The 16757-nt window shown below is 70.7% G+C and carries 15 protein-coding genes and 2 tRNA genes; 10 read left to right on the top strand and 7 right to left on the bottom strand.

Annotated features, from left to right (window positions below):
• Window positions 1–58: 58 nt before the first annotated feature.
• Window positions 59–343: a MazG nucleotide pyrophosphohydrolase domain-containing protein gene (locus Val02_RS46145; protein ID WP_203905737.1), complete on the bottom strand. Its 285-nt coding sequence runs from the start codon at window positions 341–343 to the stop codon at window positions 59–61.
• Window positions 344–367: 24 nt separating this feature from the next.
• On the opposite strand from Val02_RS46145, the gene Val02_RS46140 reads away from it, so the two are divergent.
• A complete protein-coding gene (locus tag Val02_RS46140; protein WP_203905736.1) occupies window positions 368–2146 on the top strand; it encodes a hypothetical protein in 1779 nt (592 codons plus the stop codon).
• A 10-nt stretch (window positions 2147–2156) separates the two neighbouring features.
• Here the strand turns inward: Val02_RS46140 and Val02_RS46135 are convergent, their stop codons facing one another.
• On the bottom strand, window positions 2157–3005 hold the full coding sequence (locus Val02_RS46135; RefSeq protein ID WP_203905735.1) for a hypothetical protein: 849 nt from the start codon (window positions 3003–3005) through the stop codon (window positions 2157–2159).
• A gap of 439 nt (window positions 3006–3444) precedes the next feature.
• Between Val02_RS46135 and Val02_RS46130 the strand changes: the two genes are divergently transcribed.
• The gene (locus Val02_RS46130) at window positions 3445–5040 is read left to right on the top strand and encodes a peptide deformylase (RefSeq protein ID WP_203905734.1); all 1596 of its coding nucleotides are present in this window, start codon (window positions 3445–3447) and stop codon (window positions 5038–5040) included.
• On the opposite strand, the gene Val02_RS46125 is transcribed toward Val02_RS46130, so the two are convergent.
• Window positions 5037–6149 (bottom strand): globin domain-containing protein, encoded by a 1113-nt coding sequence (locus tag Val02_RS46125; protein WP_203905733.1) that lies wholly within the window; start codon window positions 6147–6149, stop codon window positions 5037–5039. The two genes, Val02_RS46130 and Val02_RS46125, sit on opposite strands and share 4 nt — an antisense overlap.
• A gap of 153 nt (window positions 6150–6302) precedes the next feature.
• On the opposite strand from Val02_RS46125, the gene Val02_RS46120 reads away from it, so the two are divergent.
• Both Val02_RS46120 and Val02_RS46115 read left to right on the top strand, forming a co-directional pair.
• Entirely contained in the window at window positions 6303–7073 is a 771-nt protein-coding gene (locus tag Val02_RS46120) for a CPBP family intramembrane glutamic endopeptidase (RefSeq protein WP_203905732.1), read from the top strand.
• Between the two features lie 241 nt (window positions 7074–7314).
• Complete coding sequence (locus tag Val02_RS46115) at window positions 7315–10245, top strand: S8 family peptidase (protein ID WP_239153853.1); 2931 nt, start codon at window positions 7315–7317, stop codon at window positions 10243–10245.
• Window positions 10246–10321: 76 nt separating this feature from the next.
• On the opposite strand, the gene Val02_RS46110 is transcribed toward Val02_RS46115, so the two are convergent.
• Window positions 10322–11305 carry an EcsC family protein gene (locus Val02_RS46110; RefSeq protein WP_203905730.1) on the bottom strand — a complete coding sequence of 328 codons (984 nt, stop codon included), beginning with the start codon at window positions 11303–11305 and terminating at the stop codon, window positions 10322–10324.
• Window positions 11306–11555: 250 nt separating this feature from the next.
• Between Val02_RS46110 and Val02_RS46105 the strand changes: the two genes are divergently transcribed.
• The 4 genes from Val02_RS46105 to Val02_RS46095 all read left to right on the top strand — a co-directional run bounded on the left by Val02_RS46105 (window position 11556) and on the right by Val02_RS46095 (window position 13148).
• Complete coding sequence (locus Val02_RS46105; protein WP_203905729.1) at window positions 11556–12260, top strand: hypothetical protein; 705 nt, start codon at window positions 11556–11558, stop codon at window positions 12258–12260.
• Between the two features lie 39 nt (window positions 12261–12299).
• The gene (locus tag Val02_RS48515) at window positions 12300–12422 is read left to right on the top strand and encodes a hypothetical protein (protein WP_275415687.1); all 123 of its coding nucleotides are present in this window, start codon (window positions 12300–12302) and stop codon (window positions 12420–12422) included.
• Between the two features lie 518 nt (window positions 12423–12940).
• Window positions 12941–13031, top strand: a tRNA-Ser gene (locus tag Val02_RS46100).
• A 44-nt stretch (window positions 13032–13075) separates the two neighbouring features.
• A tRNA-Arg gene (locus Val02_RS46095) sits at window positions 13076–13148 on the top strand.
• 131 nt (window positions 13149–13279) lie between these two features.
• On the opposite strand, the gene Val02_RS46090 is transcribed toward Val02_RS46095, so the two are convergent.
• The 3 genes from Val02_RS46090 to Val02_RS46080 form a co-directional block, all read right to left on the bottom strand.
• Window positions 13280–14197, bottom strand: a complete 918-nt coding sequence (locus Val02_RS46090) for a tyrosine-type recombinase/integrase (RefSeq protein ID WP_203905728.1) — start codon at window positions 14195–14197, stop codon at window positions 13280–13282.
• Window positions 14198–14289: 92 nt separating this feature from the next.
• A complete protein-coding gene (locus Val02_RS46085; protein ID WP_239153852.1) occupies window positions 14290–14760 on the bottom strand; it encodes a YdeI/OmpD-associated family protein in 471 nt (156 codons plus the stop codon).
• Between the two features lie 346 nt (window positions 14761–15106).
• A complete protein-coding gene (locus tag Val02_RS46080) occupies window positions 15107–15682 on the bottom strand; it encodes a hypothetical protein (RefSeq protein WP_203905726.1) in 576 nt (191 codons plus the stop codon).
• An 80-nt stretch (window positions 15683–15762) separates the two neighbouring features.
• Here Val02_RS46080 and Val02_RS46075 point away from each other — a divergent pair, with 80 nt between their 5' ends.
• Together Val02_RS46075 and Val02_RS46070 are read left to right on the top strand one after the other, a co-directional pair.
• Entirely contained in the window at window positions 15763–16110 is a 348-nt protein-coding gene (locus Val02_RS46075; RefSeq protein ID WP_203905725.1) for a PadR family transcriptional regulator, read from the top strand.
• Entirely contained in the window at window positions 16092–16664 is a 573-nt protein-coding gene (locus Val02_RS46070) for a hypothetical protein (protein ID WP_203905724.1), read from the top strand. Before Val02_RS46075 ends, Val02_RS46070 begins: the two co-directional genes overlap by 19 nt.
• The last annotated feature ends 93 nt before the right edge of the window (window positions 16665–16757 follow it).

Here is a 16757-nt window from a genome sequence, read left to right as displayed (position 1 = left end):
ACTTGCGACGCGACGCCTGGGCCTCGCCTCGGCTACACCATGATCGGCAGGACACGCCTTAGATGCCGCCGCGGGCCTTGATCGCGTCGAGCTTGGCGGCGATGGCGGCGTCCAGGTCGATGCCGGCCAGGAGCGCGGTCACGTGGGAGACGATCACCATGTCGGCCAGTTCCTCGGCGACCTTGGACCACTCGCCGGGGGTGCGTGCCTTGCCGGCCGCGCGCCGGTAGGCCTGGATCACCTCGCCGGCCTCTTCGGCGAGGCAGAGCATCTGCACGTCCAGGGAGTAGCCGCGGGCGCGTAGACGTTCGGCGATGGCGGCAATGGCAGACTTATCCGGCACGTCCCGGAACAATAGACTCGCGCCGTGCACACTCTGCCGACGGCCAGTGAGGATGAGACTCCCGAGGTCGATCCGCCGCGGCCGCGGAACCCGACCCGGTGGGTCCCGTACCTTCTCTACTTCCTCGGTGCGGTGTTTCTCACCTGGAAGGTGTGGCGGGATCCGGCCGGGCAGGTGCTCGAGGACAACTACCAGGATCAGGTCTTCTTCGAGTGGGTGCTGACCCACGGGGCCAACGCGGTGCGGCACCTCGACGATCCGATGTTCTCCGAGCTGATCAACGCGCCGTACGGGCTGAACCTCATGGCGAACACCTCGGTCCTGGCCTGGTCGCTTCCGCTCGCGCCGGTGACGTGGCTGTTCGGGGCGCACACGACGTTGGCGCTGCTGCTCACCATGGGCCTGTTCGGGACGGCGGCCGCCTGGTACTACGCGCTTCAGAAGCTGACCGGCAGCAGGATCGCCGCCGCCGTGGGCGGGGGGTTCAGCGGCTTCGCGCCGGCGATCGTCACGCACACCAACGGCCACCCGAACATCGCCGCGCAGTACGTTCTGCCGCTGATCGTGCTGACCGTGGTGGGGATGCGCGACACGCGACGCCCGATCCGGCGCGGGCTCGTGCTTGCCGGCCTCGTCGTCGTGCAATGTTTCATCAACGAGGAGCTGCTCTTCCTCACCGCACTGGCCCTGGGGCTCTTCCTGATCGCGTATGCGGCGGCGCGGCCGCGCGAGCTGGCTCCGGTCGTTCCCTCGGCAATGAAGACCCTGGGCACGACGGCGCTGGTGGCCGGCGCGGCGCTGGCGTATCCGCTCGGCCGGCAGTTCTTCGGGCGGGGCGCGTACCGCGGGCTGCCCGATTTCGTCCTCGCCTACGGCGCCGACCTGGCGAGCTACTGGTCGTTCGCCCGCCGGTCGATCGCGGGGACCGCCGAGACCTCGCAGCCGCTGTCGCAGGGGCCGACCGAGGAGAACACGTTCTTCGGCTGGCCGCTGCTGATCGCCCTGGTGGTGCTGGTGGTGTGGCTGCGCGCCGACCCGGTGGTGCGGGCGGTGGCGTTCACGGCGGTGACGTTCGCCGCGCTGTCGCTCGGCAGCGTGATCAACCTCAACGGCGAGCCGACGGAGTGGGGCGGGCCGTGGCAGTTCCTGGCGCACCTGCCGCTGTTCGACTCGGTGGTGCCGACGCGGCTGGCGCTGGTGGTCACTCCGTTGGTCGGGATCCTCCTGGCGCGCGCCGTGCAGCGGATGGGTGATCCGGTCTCGGCTCTGCGGGCCGGCCCGGCGACGGCGGTGCCGTGGATCGTCCTGGTCGCGGTCCTGGCACCGCTCGTGCCCACTCCGATTCCTGTGACGGAACGTCCGAAGGTGCCCGTATTCTTCACGGACGGCGCCTTCCGGGACTGGGTGCCGAAGGGCGGTGTGCTGGTCGGCGTGCCGGCGATGTGGCAGTCCAACCTGCACGCGATGCAGTGGCAGACGGCCGCGGACCAGGAGTTCGCGATCTTCGGCGGCTACTTCCTGGCGCCGCAGCCCGGGGACCCGACCCGCCGGGCGGCCTACGGTCCGGCCTATCCGTGGACGATGCGGATGATCTCCGAGGTGGCCGATCAGGGGCGGCCCCGCCTCGTGACGGTGGACGAGATCGCGCGGGCCCGGGCGGACTTCGCGGACATGCGGGCGGACCTGGTGGTGCTGCCGGCCCACCACCCGCGGGCGGACGTGGTGCGCAACCTGATGGATCAGCTGCTGCCGCAGGGTTCCCTGGTGGGCGGCATGTGGGTCTGGCAGGTTCCCAAGGGCTGAGAGCCGGGCATTAGCGGATGCAGCAGCCGGAGCAGACCTTCGGCGTCGGCAGGGTGAACGCCAGGCAGCAGGTGCGCCGCTGGATCGACAGCGCGCCGGTCTGCGGGTCGGTGTCGAGCGTGACCAGGTCGCCGACGCCGAGCGCGCCCAGCACCTCCTCGATCAGCTCGATCAGCGGGGCCGGCTCGGCGCGTCGCGCGCAACCCTGCCCCGCGGCACCGGTGACCGGCGGCCACACCGGCCAGATCGCGTCGGCGGTGCGGGACAGCGCGTGCGCGGCACTCGACGCGAGCGAACCCCACAGCGGCCGCTTGCCGATGTGCACGTCGCCGCGGAGCCGTTCCATCAGGGGGGTCAGGTGCTCGTCGATCAGCACGCGGCGCAGGTGGCCCAGCAGTTCGGCGTCGTCGCGGCAGACGAGGATGTCCGGGTCACCCGAACGCGCGATCGGATCGGTCGCCAGCACCGCCACGGTCGGCCGGCGCAACGCCATCGTGAGGAACGGCTGCGTCGTCGCGAAGCGCACCAGCACGGCGCCCGGATCGGGCAGCGGCACCCGCCGCGAACCGGCGAAGCCGACCAGTGCCGGCAGCGCGCTCCAGTACGTGTAGCACTTCCAGGCGAGTGCGGCGGCGGCGTGCGGCTGGGCGTTCCACCGCTGCTTGGCGGCGTCGAGGAACTCGGGGATCCGGCGGCCGGAGACGAGGTCGGCGGCGGGGCTCCAGTCCCGGGGGTCGACGGCGGTGAGGCCGCGGGCCAGGCCGTGTACGGGGGCTCCGCCGTGACGCTCTTCTATTGCACACAGCGTAGCGATGACGGGTGCTAGCGGTGCGCTTGTGGCATCGCGCGGCACGGTCATCACCACGGTGTCATACCCCCACTTCGTGCATTCACGCGCACTGTAGCGGACTTAGGAGAGCCTAACCAACGGGACGCCCATATCTGACTCGGTGTTCACTCAACGTGGCGGAGGGTGCTGTCGTGGTCTGATTTGTGGTGAGAGCGCTCCCAGCCTGCCCGTGTCAACCCTTTGTCAGGAATCTGTCGACTACCTGCGTTCGGAGTGTCGTCGCCGCGACACTGTCTGTTAGACAACTGACCGGCGGGCTTCCTGGGGAGCGGGGCGCACGGCATGAGCGAGTGCTTGCGCGAGCGAATCGTTTGGCGTTGCGCACTCGTGTCTCAGGGCGCCGGGGAGCGAAGCGAGCCGGCGGCATGAGCGGACGCCTGCGGGAGCGAATCGTTTGGCACTGCGCACTCGTGTCTCGGGGCGCTGGGGAGCGAAGCGAGCCGGCGGCATGAGCACCGGCGAGTCGCCCGTTCAACGGGCATCCGCGGAGTTCGTCGCGGAGTTCGCCCGGTGGAGAGCCGAGCGGGGGCTGTCGAAGAAGCAGCTCGCCGCCGCCATGGGGTTCGACCCCTCCTATCTGAGCCACGTCGAAGCGCATCGGCACCGGCCCACCGAGGACTTCGCGAAGCGGGCCGAGGCCGTTCTTCAGTCCGGGGGCGCGATCTGGCGCCGGTTCCGCGAATACGACGACCTGCGCGCCAACACCAGGGGACGGGTCGTGCCCGGCCCGGCGCGCGAGGCACCGCTGCCCGAGACCTGGCTGCCGCCCGGCGCCGGCCTCGTCGTCGAACGCGAATCCGCCCGACTGTCCCTCGTGGACGGTGTCTACCGCTGCACGGTGCACCGCAGCCTGCACAACGCCGGCCCCGAGCCGGTCACCGGCTACCTCATCCGCATCGCCGTCGACCGCTACCCCAACGAGAGCGAACGCTCCAACGCCCACCACCGCACGCACCCCCTCGACTGGGGCGAACTGGGTCTCGTCGCCTCGTGCGAGGACGAGCCGATGCACTGGCGGATCAAGACCGACCGCGACGCGTTCAAAGCCGCGTGGCTGCTGTTCGAGAACGACCACGGGAAGTTCCCGCTCTACCCCGGCCGGCGCACCTCGATCCAGTACACGTACAACGTCGGGGCGGACAAGTGGGGCCACTGGTTCCAGCGCGCCGTGCGGCTGCCCACGCGACGGCTGCGCGTCGAACTCGACCTGCCGATGTCCATGCGACCCGTGGTGTGGGGCGTCGAGACGTCGTTCAGCGCGCCCGCCGTGCCGCTGCGGACCCCGATCGAGCAGGAGATCGAGGGCGACCGCGCGGTGTTCGGCTGGGAGACCGACAATCCGCCGCTGCACGCCCGGTACCGGTTGGAGTGGCGCTTCCGCAGCGCGGGCATTCCGACCCAGCGCGAGGGAACGCACGACGCCCGGCCGTCCCTGTTCGAGAGCGGGTCGAGCGCACCGGGTGAACATCCCGGCCCGGCCGTGGAGCCGGGTGCCACCGAACACGCACCGATGGCGGCGGCCGGGGTCGTGCAGCGCGGCGCCGAGGTCCTGCACCTGCCGGCCCGCTGGTTCGACCTGCCGCGCGAGGAGGAACTGGCCCGCGCCACCGTCCAGCGGCTGACCGACGCACTGGACCGGTTGTCACAGCTGCACCCGTTCACCAAGGGGATCGGGCTCGCCGCTCCGCAGCTCGGCCTCTCGCTCGCGGCGGCCGTGGTGCGCCCACAGGGCTCCGCCGAGCCAATCGTGCTGGTCAACCCGCGGGTCCTGCGTTCCTCCGCCGAGGTCGACGAACGCTACGAGGGATGCCTCTCCTTCTTCGACGTACGCGGGCAGGTGGCCCGGCCGCTGCAGCTGACCGTGGAAAGCGTGACGTTCACCGGGGAACGCGTCGAGAGCACCTACGAGCAGGCCGTCGCCCGGCTGGTGGCGCACGAGATCGACCACCTCGACGGGCTGCTGTACGTGGATCGGATGTCGGGGGAGGCGCCGCTGGTGCCGGTCGAGGAGTACGACCAGACCGGGCGGCCCTGGGCGTATTAGCTCTCGGCAAACGCGTCGTAGCGCACCCGCGCCGGGGGGACCTGCAGCTCCGCCAGGGTGCGCAGCGTCGTGCGGACCATCGACGGGCCGCCGCAGACGAAGAAGTCGTGGTTCTGCCACGGGCCGTACCGGGCCACGACCTCGTTCAGGTTGCCCTGCTCGCCGGGGTAGTCCGGGTCCTCGCTGCACACCGGCACCACCGACAGCCACGGATACCGGGCGGCGAGCCGGTTCAGGCACTCCAGGTCGTACAGGTCGTCCCGGTCGCGGGAACCGAAGAAGACGTGCACCCAGCGGGTGCGGTTGTAGCGGGTCAGCTCCTCCAGCAGGGCCTTGATCGGCGCGAGGCCGGTGCCGCCCGCGACACACACGATGTCCCGCGTGGAACGCCGGTCCAGTGTCATCGAGCCCATGGGCGCGGCGAGGCGCAGCATGTCGCCCGCCTTCAACCGGCGCACCAGCGCGCTGGAGACCCAGCCGGCACCGAGGGCGCGCACGTGGAAGTCGATCGTGCCGTCCTTGCGCGGGGCGTTCGCCATCGAGTACGTGCGCCACAGCCGGGGCTGGTAGCGGCACTCGAGGCTCAGGTACTGGCCGGCGCGGAAGAGCAGTTCCTGCAGGGGGCGCACGGTGAAGACGGCGATGTCGCGGCCGCGGCGTTCGTGCTGCAGCACCTCGGCGTGCCAGTACGGCGGCTGGTCCCGGTCGGTCTCCGCGCCGGTGATCATCTTTTCCGCGATGACGCCGTACGCGTCCCGCCAGGCCTGGTCGAACTCCGGCGTCCAGTACTCACCGGCGAACGTGCGCAGCGAGTCCATGAGCGCGCCGCCGACCACGTCGTAGTGCTCCGAGCTGACATGGAACTTGCGATGGTCGCGGCCGAGCGCGCGCAGGTACTCGTTGAGGCGTTCCGGATCGTCGACGGACTGGACGGCGGTGACGACGGCGTTGAGCAGGCGGGCGCGCTGAACGTCCATCTGCACCGGGAACAGGTCCCGTAGCTGCGGGTTGGAGAGGAACAGCTTCGCGTAGAAGTAGCTCGCGAGCCGGTCCTGCTGCTCCTCGACGAGGGTCCAGCTCTCCTTCAGAAGCCGCGCGAGATCGCTCACGGATAGAGAGTGGCGATGGGCGTGTCGACTTAGTCGCACTACGTGTGCGATCGGAGTGTGTCAGAGCGGTGCGACGTTCAATGGTGATCAACCGGATTCCGGTTCGGTCCGTTACGCCCGATACCTCTTCCGGGTGGAAGCTAGGGTTTGGCCGTGTTGCTCCGTGAGCCGCGGGACTCCCAGTGGCGGACCCGCCGTACCGAGGTGCTGTTCGTCCTCGCGCTGTCGCTCGGTGCCTCCGCCGTGTACGCGCTGGTCTCCCTGATCGCCAAGCTCACCGCCCCGGGCGGTCTCGCCGCGCAGAGCGCCACATTGAACGGCTCCGTGAGCGAACGGCCGTATCTCGACCTCACCTACCAACTGCTGGGGGTCGTCTTCGGGGTGATGCCGGCGCTCTTCGCCGTTCACCTGCTGAGTCGGGACCCCGGCGATGCGCGGGCGACCCTCGGTCTGCACCGCCCGCGGCCCGTCTTCGATCTCGCCTCGGGCGCCGGCCTGGCCGCGCTGATCGGCCTGCCCGGCCTCGGCCTGTACGTGGTGGCGCGGGAGCTCGGCCTCAACGCCAACGTCGTCCCCGCCGCCCTGCCGGACCTGTGGTGGACGGTGCCCGTACTGATCCTCGCCGCGGCCCAGAACGCCGTTCTGGAAGAGATCGTCGTGGTCGCGTATCTACAAACTCGATTGCAGCAATTGGGCGCGTGCGTCGCGACGACGGTGACGACGAGTGCGGTGCTGCGCGGCTCGTATCACCTGTATCAGGGCGTGGGCGCATTCGTCGGCAACGTCGTCATGGGCGTCGTCTTTTCGCTGTGGTACGTGCGAACGCGGCGGGTACTGCCGCTGGTCATCGCCCACACCATCCTCGACGTGGTGTCTTTTGTCGGATACGCCCTGCTGCGCGAACACCTGAGCTTCCTGCGCTGAAGGCTTACCCTTTCCGTTATTCGTTGATCTTCCATATTCGCATCGACCCTGCATATCCTGCGCTCGATACCGGCCTGCCCTGGTCAGCGAACCTGACCGGGTGCACTGGCGCCGGGATGCGGCCCGCGATACCCCTCACGGGCCTCGCGCGGACATGGAGGTTGCAGCAGTGCAATTAATTGACCGGCGTGGGCGCAGGGGCCCCGCCGCTGCGGCGCTCGTTCTGGCGTCCGTCGCCGCGGTGACGCTGGTGACTCCGGGCAGCGGCTCGGCCGCGCCGAGCAGCGACGGGTCATCCGCGCTCTACATCGTCCAGCTGGCGGGCAACCCGCTCGCCACGTACAACGGCGGCGTCGGGAACATTCCCGCGACGAAGCCGACCGCCGGCGGCAAGCTCGACACCAAGGCGTGGAACTACAACGCCTATCGCGAGCACCTGCGCACCAGCCGCCAGCAGGCGCTGAAGGACGCGGGACTGGCGTCGTCGACCAAGCCGGTGCGGCAGTACGAGGTGTCGTTCAACGGGTTCGCCGCGGAGCTGACCGTCGGACAGGCCGAGAAGCTGAAGAAGACGCCGGGTGTCGTCAACGTCTACAAGGACAAGACATACTCGGCGCAGACCGTCACGACGCCCGACTTCCTCGGCATGTCCGGCCAGAACGGCGTGTGGCAGCAGCAGTTCAACGGCCAGAGCAACGCCGGCGAAGGCATGATCATCGGTGTCATCGACTCCGGCTTCTGGCCGGAGAGCCCGAGCTTCGCGGCACTGCCCGAGCCCCGGCCGGACGCCGACACCATCGCCAACAAGTGGTACGGCATCTGCGACACCGGTGAGACCGACCCGATCACCTGCAACAACAAGGTGATCGGCGCCCGGTACTTCCGGGTCTCGCAGAACTTCTCGGTCGGCGAGCACCGGTCGCCGCGCGACCGCAACGGCCACGGCACCCACACCGCCAGCACCGCCGCCGGCGTCCCGGCCGACGCGAACGTCGCCGGCACCTCGCTCGGCACCGCGGTCGGCATGGCCCCCGCCGCCCGGCTCGCGATCTACAAGGCGCTGTGGCACAACCCGGCCACCGGCAGCGCCGGCGGCACCGGCACCGACCTGATCGGGGCGATCGACGCGGCCGTCTCCGACGGCGTCGACGTCATCAATTACTCGATCGGTGACGACGACGACACGCCGAGCCCCATCGACATCGCGTTCTACCACGCGGCCCTGGCGGGCGTCTTCATCGCCGCCTCGGCGGGCAACGCCGGCCCCGGCGCCAACACCGTCGACAACGCCGACCCGTGGATGACCACGGTCGGCGCCGGCACCCACCCGGTGCGGTACTCGAAGAGCGTCACGCTCGGCAACGGCGCCACCTACGAGGGCGCGGGCGTCGGTGCGACGGTCCCCTCCGCGGGCCTCGTCGACGCCGCGAACTCCGGCGTGGCCGGCTCGACCCCCGCCAACGCGGGTGCCTGCGTCGCCAACACGCTCGATCCCGCCAAGGTGACCGGCAAGATCGTGCTCTGTGCCCGTGGCGTGAACGCCCGCGTGGACAAGAGCGCCGAGGTCAAGCGCGCCGGCGGTGTCGGCATGGTGCAGTACAACCCGTCGCCCAACAACCTGGTCGCCGAGATCCACTCCGTGCCGTCCACCCACCTCGGCACCACCGAGGGGCAGGCCGTCAAGGCGTACATCGCCTCGGCCGGCGCCGGTGCCACGGCGGCCATCGGCCCGACGGAGAAGAAGGCGCAGGCCGCGCCGGGCGTCACCGCGTTCTCGTCGGTCGGCCCGGTCGACTACAACAAGGGCGACCTGCTCAAGCCCGACATCCTCGCCCCCGGCGTGGACATCGTGGCCGCGTACTCGCCCGAGGCCAACCCGGCCCGGTCCAACTACAACCTGCTCAGCGGCACCTCGATGGCCAGCCCGCACATCGCCGGCATCGCCGCCCTGATCAAGCAGGCCAACCCGACCTGGACGCCGTCGATGGTCCAGTCCGCGCTGATGACCACCGCCACGCAGACCGACAACCAGGGCCAGCCGATCCAGCGGCCCGACCTCGGTGTGGCGGCGACCCCGTTGGAGTACGGCGCCGGGCACGTGCGCCCGGGTGCGGCGTTCAACCCCGGCCTCGTGTACCAGTCGGGACCGCTGGAGTGGATCCAGTACCTGTGCGGCACCGGGATCGACCTGCCGCTGGGTGAGGACAGCGAGTCGGCGTGCGCCACCACGGGCTCGATCGACCCGTCCGACCTCAACTACCCGTCGATCTCCGTCGGTGACCTCCGCATCAAGCAGAAGATCACCCGCACGGTCACCAACACGACCAACCAGGCGAGCGTGTACTTCGCCCGCGTTCAGGCTCCGCCCGGCGTCACCGTGACGGTCACCCCGTCGACGCTGACGGTGCTGCCGCGGCGTTCCGCGACGTACACGATCGAGATCACCCGCACGAGTGCGCCGCTGGACCAGTTCACCCAGGGCTCGCTCAGCTGGTCGGACCTGCGCGGGCACACCGTGAAGAGCCCGATCGTCGTTCGGCCGCAGTCCCTGGACGCACCGGCCACCGTGACGGGGACCGGGACCAGCGGCTCGGCGCAGATCAAGGTCGGCACCTACTACAGCGGCCAGCTCAAGGCGAGCGCCGCGGGCCTCGTCGCGCCGAGCATCGACACGTACAAGCTCTCCGGGACGGAGCAGGGCTTCAACGTGAACGCCCCGGCCACCGGCCCGGGAGTGGCACGCAAGACGATCAACGTGCCGAACACCAACCGGGCCGTACGGTTCTCCACCGTCAACGGTGACTATCCGGCCGGGGCGGACATCGACCTGTACGTCTACCTCAACGGCGAACTGGTCGGCGTCGGCGGATCCGGCGGGCCCGAGGAAACGGTGACACTGGGCGGCGGCGGCACGTACGACGTCTTCGTCGTGCAGTACGCCAAGGCACCCGGGGTCGGCACCCAGGACGTCAAGCTGTACACCCACGTGCTCGACAGCACACCGGGCAGCCTGAGCGTCTCGCCGGCCACCCAGAACGTCACCACCGGCCAGCAGGCCACGGTGACGGCCTCCTGGAGCGGGCTCACGCCCGGCGTGCGCTACCTCGGCGTCGTGGACTTCGCGGACGCCACGGCGTCGCGTGGGCAGACGCTCGTGGATGTGCGCGCGTAGGTCGTTCGCAGTTTCGGTTTTCGGAGCGGCCCCTCACCTGTGAGGGGCCGCTCCTCTGTTGTCCTACCGGCCGGTCCTACTCGCCGGTCCTGCTCGCCTGGTGCGGCGTCCCTGGTGCGGCGTCTCTGGTGCGGTAGAAGCGCAGCGCGCGGCCGGCCAGTTCGTCGGTGGCGCGGGCGTTGGCGATCGCCCCGATGAACGCGCCGGCGCCCGGGACCAGGCCCAACAGGCGGCGTGCGCCCACCCGCAACAGGCCGAACCCGAGCACCCGCGCCAGCGGCTTCGACAGGCGCACCGGATCCGGGCCGGTCAGCCAGGCGGCCAACTCCGTTCCGGGGCCGGTGGCTGTGCGGGTCGCCGCGTGCACCGCCGCCTTCGCATCCGTCAGGTCGTCGTGCACCCGTTGCAGGTACAGGATTTCGGCCGCACGTTCGGGGGCCGTCGGGTCCAGCCCGAACGCCGCCGCTATGTGCAGGATGAGTTCGGCGTGCAGGGCGTTCAGCGCACCCGAGTCCAGCAGAACGGCCACCGGCCCCGCCAGGCCGCTCACCGCCCCGCGGTTACGCGCCTGGCGGACGTAGCGGTGCGCGGCCACCCGGGCGATGCCCTCGGCCGCGGCGTTCGGGTAGGTGTCGCGTAGCCAGGTCACGTTCGACCGGGCGGCCTCGCCGTATCGGGCGACCGCGGTCAGGGCCAGCAGTTCGACCGCATGGCCGGGACGAAGCGCGAAGTCGCGCAGGGACGGTGCGGCGGGGGAACCCTCGGTGTGGACGATCTCGCCGGTGACCACCGGGACGGCGGGGAGGATCTGGCTCCGCTCGACCGTGATGGTCTCGTTCGCCGCGGACTCCGCGGCCGGGAGCAGCGGATCCGGTTGAGGGTGCCCCTGGGGGTCGGCCGGCGTGGGGGATGGGGCGGCCTCGGCGGCCGTGGGCTCGGTGAAGTCGAAGGGTTGGGTGGTCGGTGGCGGGGTCTTTCGGGGGGTGGCCTTCTTCGTGGTGGGCTTTGCCTTCTTCGCAGCCTTGGCGGGGGACTCCGTTGCTGGCTCGGCTGCCGTCACCGGGTCGGCGGGCGTCGTTGGGCCGGCTGGGGTCGCTGACCCGGTGGGTGCAGTGGGGTCGGGTGTCGCCGTCGAAACGGCGGGTGTCGTTGCGCGGGCTGCCGTTGTCGGCTCGGAGGATATTGCTGGGCCGGTATTCGTCGGCTCGGTTGGTGTCACCCGGTCTGCGGGTGTTGCGGGCTCGGTGGGGGTCGCCGGGTCTGCGGGTGTTGCGGGCTCGGTGGCCTTGAGCGGTTGGGTTTTTCTTGGGGTGGCGGTCTTCTTGGCGGGGGCGCTCTTCTTGGCCGGTGTGGCCCGCTTTGCTGGTGCGGTGGGGGTGGTGGCTGCGGGCTCGGGTGTGGCCGGGCTGGTGGCCTTGGCGGCGGTGCTCTTCTTGGCCGGTGTGGCCCGCTTTGCTGGTGCGGCGGGGCTGGTGGCAGCGGGCTCCGATGCCGACGGGCTGGTGGGCGTGGTGGCCTTGGCGGCGGTGCTCTTCCTGGTCGGTGTGGCCGGCTCTGCCGATGCGGCAGGGCTGGTGGCTGCTGCGGGCTCCGATGTGGCCGGGGTGCCGGGCGTGGTGGCCGTGGTCGCCGGCGGGGCAGCACTGGGCGCGGGGAGGCTGGGAGCAGCGGGCTCGGGCGTGGCCTGTCGGGTGGCTCTGGTTGCCTTGGCCGGCTTGGTGGTTGCTGCGGCTCGGGTGGCCTTGGTGGCTCCGGCGGCCTTCTTCGGCGGGGTGAGCTTGGCGGGGCCGGCGGCTTCGGCGGTGGGGGTCGGGGACGTCGCGGGGGCGTTGGCCGTGGGAGACGCTGCCTTCGTGGGCGGGGCGGCCTCGGTCCGCTCGGCGGTGCCCCCGGTCGGGGCGGTGGTCTTTGACGGGGGTGCTGACGTGGCAGGTGTGGCCTTGCGCCGAGGGCTTGCCTCGGCCGGCGCGGGGGCGTCGGTCGGCGTCGCCGTGGCGGGCGCGGCCTTGCTTTGAGGGGCCGCCTTGGCCGGCTCGGTGGCTTCGGTGGCCGAGGTGGCGTTCTTGGTGGGGGTGGCTTTCGCGGCCGTGGTCGCCTTGCGGGTGGCCTTGGCCGTCTTCGCCGGCGGGGTGGCCCTCTTGCGCGGCGGTTCCGTGTCGTCCTGGCTCGGTGGCTGAGCCGAGCGCGTCGACCCGCTCGACCGGGTCGGCGGGGCCGGCTGCGCAGGCGGAGCCGACTGCGTGGGGCCGCCGCTGCGGGAGCGCTGCTGCGGAGCCGGTGCGCCGGTGTCATCCGACGAGCCGCCTCGAGAAGAGGCCTTCTTCCCGGGTGCCTTCGTCCGGGGCGGCTTGCTCGCCGGCGTTCCGGTTTCCGGAGGGCGGGATCCCTGTCCGGTCGCGCCGGTGCCGGTTCCCCTGTGCGGGTCGGAGGGCGCCGAGCGGGGAGTGGGAGCGGAGCGCTGACGCTCCTGAGAGGTGCCGGCGGGAGGCAGGAACAGCGGCGCACCCGGACTGGGGCGGCGCTTGCGGGGCTGCGCCGAGCTGGAATCTTCTGCCATGACCCGAGGTTAATCGGCCCCGGGAAGGACCGCCCGTCGGCGCAAAAGTGGATCCGCGGCGCGCCGGAGGGTAACCACTTTGCCCGCCCAGGGGACGGACCTGTATCCTCGACCGGCGGTGGCCTTCGGGTTACCGATGGAGGCTTCGCCTAGTCTGGTCTATGGCGCCGCACTGCTAATGCGGTTTGGGTCTTAAAGCCCATCCCGGGTTCGAATCCCGGAGCCTCCGCGCAAGACCGCGAAACCGGGGTATGTACACTGGTCGAGCACCGAGCGCCCGTAGCTCAATGGATAGAGCATCTGACTACGGATCAGAAGGTTAGGGGTTCGAGTCCCTTCGGGCGCGCACGTTGAGCAGGCAAGATAGCTGCTCATTGAGTTCTATGTGGACGGTCGCCGCCGTCCGGACGCCGTGCCTGCGGCCCGTCTCTGCTCCGGCAGGACGGGCCGTTGAGCTGCGCGGACCCCTGCTGGCGGTCATGTCGCGGGGAATCCCTGATCTCGTTTTCTCGCCGCCGCGACGGCGCTGCGCTGCACCGTCTCTCGGTGCTGGCGGGCGGCCTTGAGGACCACCTTCGCGGTCGCTTCCGCCGCTCGGCGCGGGGTCACCGGCAGCACGCTGGTGTACGTGTCGGCGGTGGTGACGATGGTGGCGTGGCCGACCTGGTCCTGGATCACCTTCAAATCGACGCCGGCGGTCAGGGCGAGGGCCGCCGCGCCGTGCCGGAGGTCGTGCAGCCGCACCGGCGGCAGCCCGGAAGCGATCACCAGCTCGGTGAAGCGGTGGGTCAGGTAGGCCGGGTGCAGCGGGCTGCCGTCCGGGCCGGTGAAGACGTAGCCGGTGTCGTGCCAGACCTTGCCGGCGGCGACCCACGCCTCGGGGCGGGCCTGCTGCCGACGCTGGTGCGCGCGCAGCACCGCAACGGTCTGCCGGTCGAGGGCGACCGTCCCGCGGGACGCGGCGGATTTCGGTGGGCCTTCGACGATGCCGGGGCCGGCCGAGGTGCGTTGCCGCACGATCGCGAGTTCGCCGTGGTCGAGGTCGACTTCGCTCCAGCGCAGCCCGGCCCGCCTCCCCGCGGCGCAGTAGGGCAGCCACTGGGCGAGGGTCCAGGTGTGCGCGGTGTGGTCTTCGCGGGACCGGCCGAGGGTCTCGTCCCGCGCCGCGCAAGCCGCGGTGCGGGTGGGATATCCGCCGCGGCGGTTACGTAAAGGGCGGCCGCGCAGATCCGCTGTCGCGCAGTCGAAGTACCAACTCCCGTGCCCACGGGTGGACAGTTGCGGGCAGGACCGGCCGAACTCGCGACCGGTGGACGGGTTGGTGCATCGGCACCTTTGAAGAGCGTGCCCAGGGCGATCACAGCTAACCTCCGCGCGTTCGGTGATGGCGTGCATTCACCGTGCGGCGGTGTGGGGCGGTTTGCGATCAGTCGTCCGGGGGACTTGATCGCGGCGGCGGCAGCTGGCTTGTCGGATTTGGTTGCGGGCTACGTCTGGGGGCGCTGTTTGTGTCCGGCTTCGAGGAGGCGGATCGTTTCGGCGATGCGCAGTGGGCGTTGTTCGGGGCGGCGTTTGGTGGCGTCGATCCAGCGGAGGTAGGCGCGGCGGTAGAACTGGGCGAGGTTGTCGAAGAATGCTCCCGCTTGAGGGTTGGCGTCGAGCGCGGCGGCGATGTCGTCGGCGAGGTCGGCGCGTTGTGGACCCTCGGGTTCGATATCGACGGTGACGGTGTCGCCGGGGGCGAGTGCGCTGCTGCGTATCCAGGCGGGGCCGAGAGTGAATCCGTGTCCGTTGCCGGCGGGCTCTACGGTGCCGCGTATCCGCCTTCCGTTGATGGTGCCGCTGATGTGGTGGCGCGCTTTGGCGCCCCAGGCGGTGTCCGGGTCGAACGGGACCGGGATGAAGAGGTGCCCGCGTGGTGCGGCGGTCACGGTGGCGGTGAAGCGGAGGTTGTTCACCGCCACTCTCCACCTCGGTGGCGCCAGGACCTGAGTAACTGTCGCCCGGCGTACCGGATGTCGGCGAGGGTGGACAGGATTCCGGCGCGGTGTGCTGCCCGTAGGGCGCAGCCCGCGCAGATGTGGACGCCGGGAGTGTTGCCGAGTTCGGCGACCTTGTTGGCGGGTCGATTGCGATCGCGGCATCCGCACCGGCGTAGTCCGGCGGCCGGCGGGGTTGGCGCGTTCATGAGGTGCTCCTTCCGTAGTGCGGCGATGAGCTCGGTTTGGTCGGGTACACGGCCGGGCCCGTCCGCTGTGGCGTAGATGCGTGGCGATGTCGGCTTATGTCGGCCCTACCGGGACGTCATAGCCAGAGTGCGGTCTTCGAGCCCGGCCGGCGGTTTCGTTGCGGTGACAAGGCACCGTTGCGCACCAACGCGCGCCACGTCAACGGGATGCCGATAGCGGCGGGTAGCAGCCAGTACAGCAGCGGCGGCAGCCGGTCCCAGACGGGTAGTTGCGGTCCGTTGTCGACGTAGAAGCCGGTGAGCAGGGCGATGTAGGAGCCGGCCATGGCACAGCCGTGCCGGGCGAGCCAGCGGCGCGTGCGGTGTCGGCGCACCCACCGGCCGGCCAGAGCGAGCGTGAAGGCGACGGTGGCGATGAGGAAGAGGTGCCAGTCGTGGCGCCAGCGCAGGACGGCCATGACGGTCGCGGTCGCGAAGATGGCGCCGATGGCGTACAGGTAGACCGTGCCCGCGCGTGGATGACGGCCGGCTCGTTTGCGTGCCGTGGTGGCGAGTGCGCCGGCCACGACGGCGACGGTGCCGGCGACGACGTGTACCGCCAGCGCGGTGAGGAATATCGGTCCGGCGTTGGGCACCTGGATGCCGCCGATGTCGAGGGTCGATCCGTCCGGCACGTGATCACCACCGCTCACGATCGGCCCTTCGCGGGCCGCCATAAGTAGGTTTCCTACCTATGGAGTGAAGGTAGCATACCTACCTATGGAGCGGTTCGATGAAGGCTGAGGCTCAAGCGCTCAAGGGGCATTTGGACGTGCTGTTGTTGGCGGCGCTGGAGCAAGGCCCACGGCACGGGTACGCGGTGAAGGAGGCGCTGCGCGAGGGCAGCGGCGGTCGGTTCGATCTGCCGACCGGCACCGTGTATCCGGCGCTGCACCGGCTGGAGGCCGCCGGCCTGATCACCGGGTCGTGGTCGGTCGCGGACGGCCGTCGTCGCCGCAGCTATGCGCTCACCCCGGCGGGACGGCGCCGGCTGTCGAGCGACCGTGACGGTTGGCGCGCGTTCGCCGGTGCCGTCACCGCCCTGTTGGAGGGTCCGTCGTCATGGCCGGCCACGACCTGATCGACGCCTACCTCGCTGCGGCGGCGCGGTGCCTGCCGCGCGAGGTGGTGGACGAGTTGGCCGATGGGCTGGTCGAGACCTACCAACGGCAGCGCTCCGAGGGCCTGGACGCGGACGCGGCGGCCGAGACCGCAATCGAGCGGTTCGGCGACCTGGATGTGGTCCTGGCCGCGTTCGTGCGGCAGTCTCCGGGCCGGAGCGTCGCCCGGATCCTGTTGTGCTCCGGCCCGGTGGTGGGCACCTGTTGGGGTGCGGCGTTGCTCGCCGGCCCCACCTCTTTGCCGGCCCCTGCCCTGGTGCGGGTGGTGTTCGGGGCGGCCGTGTTGACCGTCGTCGGGCTGCTCGCGGTTGCGGCCACCGCGCGACTCGGCTACCGCCGAACCCGGGCGGGCGCCGTGGGTGGAACGACTCTGATCGTGCTCGACGCCGTCGCCATCGTGGCCGTGCTGAATGCCGGACCCGGCCTGCCGTGGCCGACGGCCGCGGCGTGCGCTGCCAGCCTGACACGCATCGTGTGGACGGCGCATGCGTTGCGCCGGGTCGTCTCGCACTGACCGAGCGGGTCGGTACAGCTCTGAGGCGCTTACCCGGTCGGCAGCTGAGTCAGCGTTGCGATGTAGCGTTCGGCGTCCAGTGCGGCGGCACAG

Origin of the sequence: Virgisporangium aliadipatigenens, assembly GCF_016863615.1 — a bacterium.
GTDB classification, from domain to species: Bacteria; Actinomycetota; Actinomycetes; order Mycobacteriales; family Micromonosporaceae; genus Virgisporangium; species Virgisporangium aliadipatigenens.
This window is presented reverse-complemented; position numbering and strand designations above follow the sequence as displayed.

What these genes read in the sequence shown, in the direction of transcription:
- Val02_RS46135 (WP_203905735.1), bottom strand. Translation starts at nt 3,005, where the DNA reads ATGACCGTGCCGCGCGATGCCACAAGCGCACCGCTAGCACCCGTCATC.
- Val02_RS46130 (WP_203905734.1), top strand. Translation starts at nt 3,445, where the DNA reads ATGAGCACCGGCGAGTCGCCCGTTCAACGGGCATCCGCGGAGTTCGTC.
- Val02_RS46090 (WP_203905728.1), bottom strand. Translation starts at nt 14,197, where the DNA reads ATGCACGCCATCACCGAACGCGCGGAGGTTAGCTGTGATCGCCCTGGG.
- Val02_RS46075 (WP_203905725.1), top strand. Translation starts at nt 15,763, where the DNA reads ATGAAGGCTGAGGCTCAAGCGCTCAAGGGGCATTTGGACGTGCTGTTG.
- Val02_RS46070 (WP_203905724.1), top strand. Translation starts at nt 16,092, where the DNA reads ATGGCCGGCCACGACCTGATCGACGCCTACCTCGCTGCGGCGGCGCGG.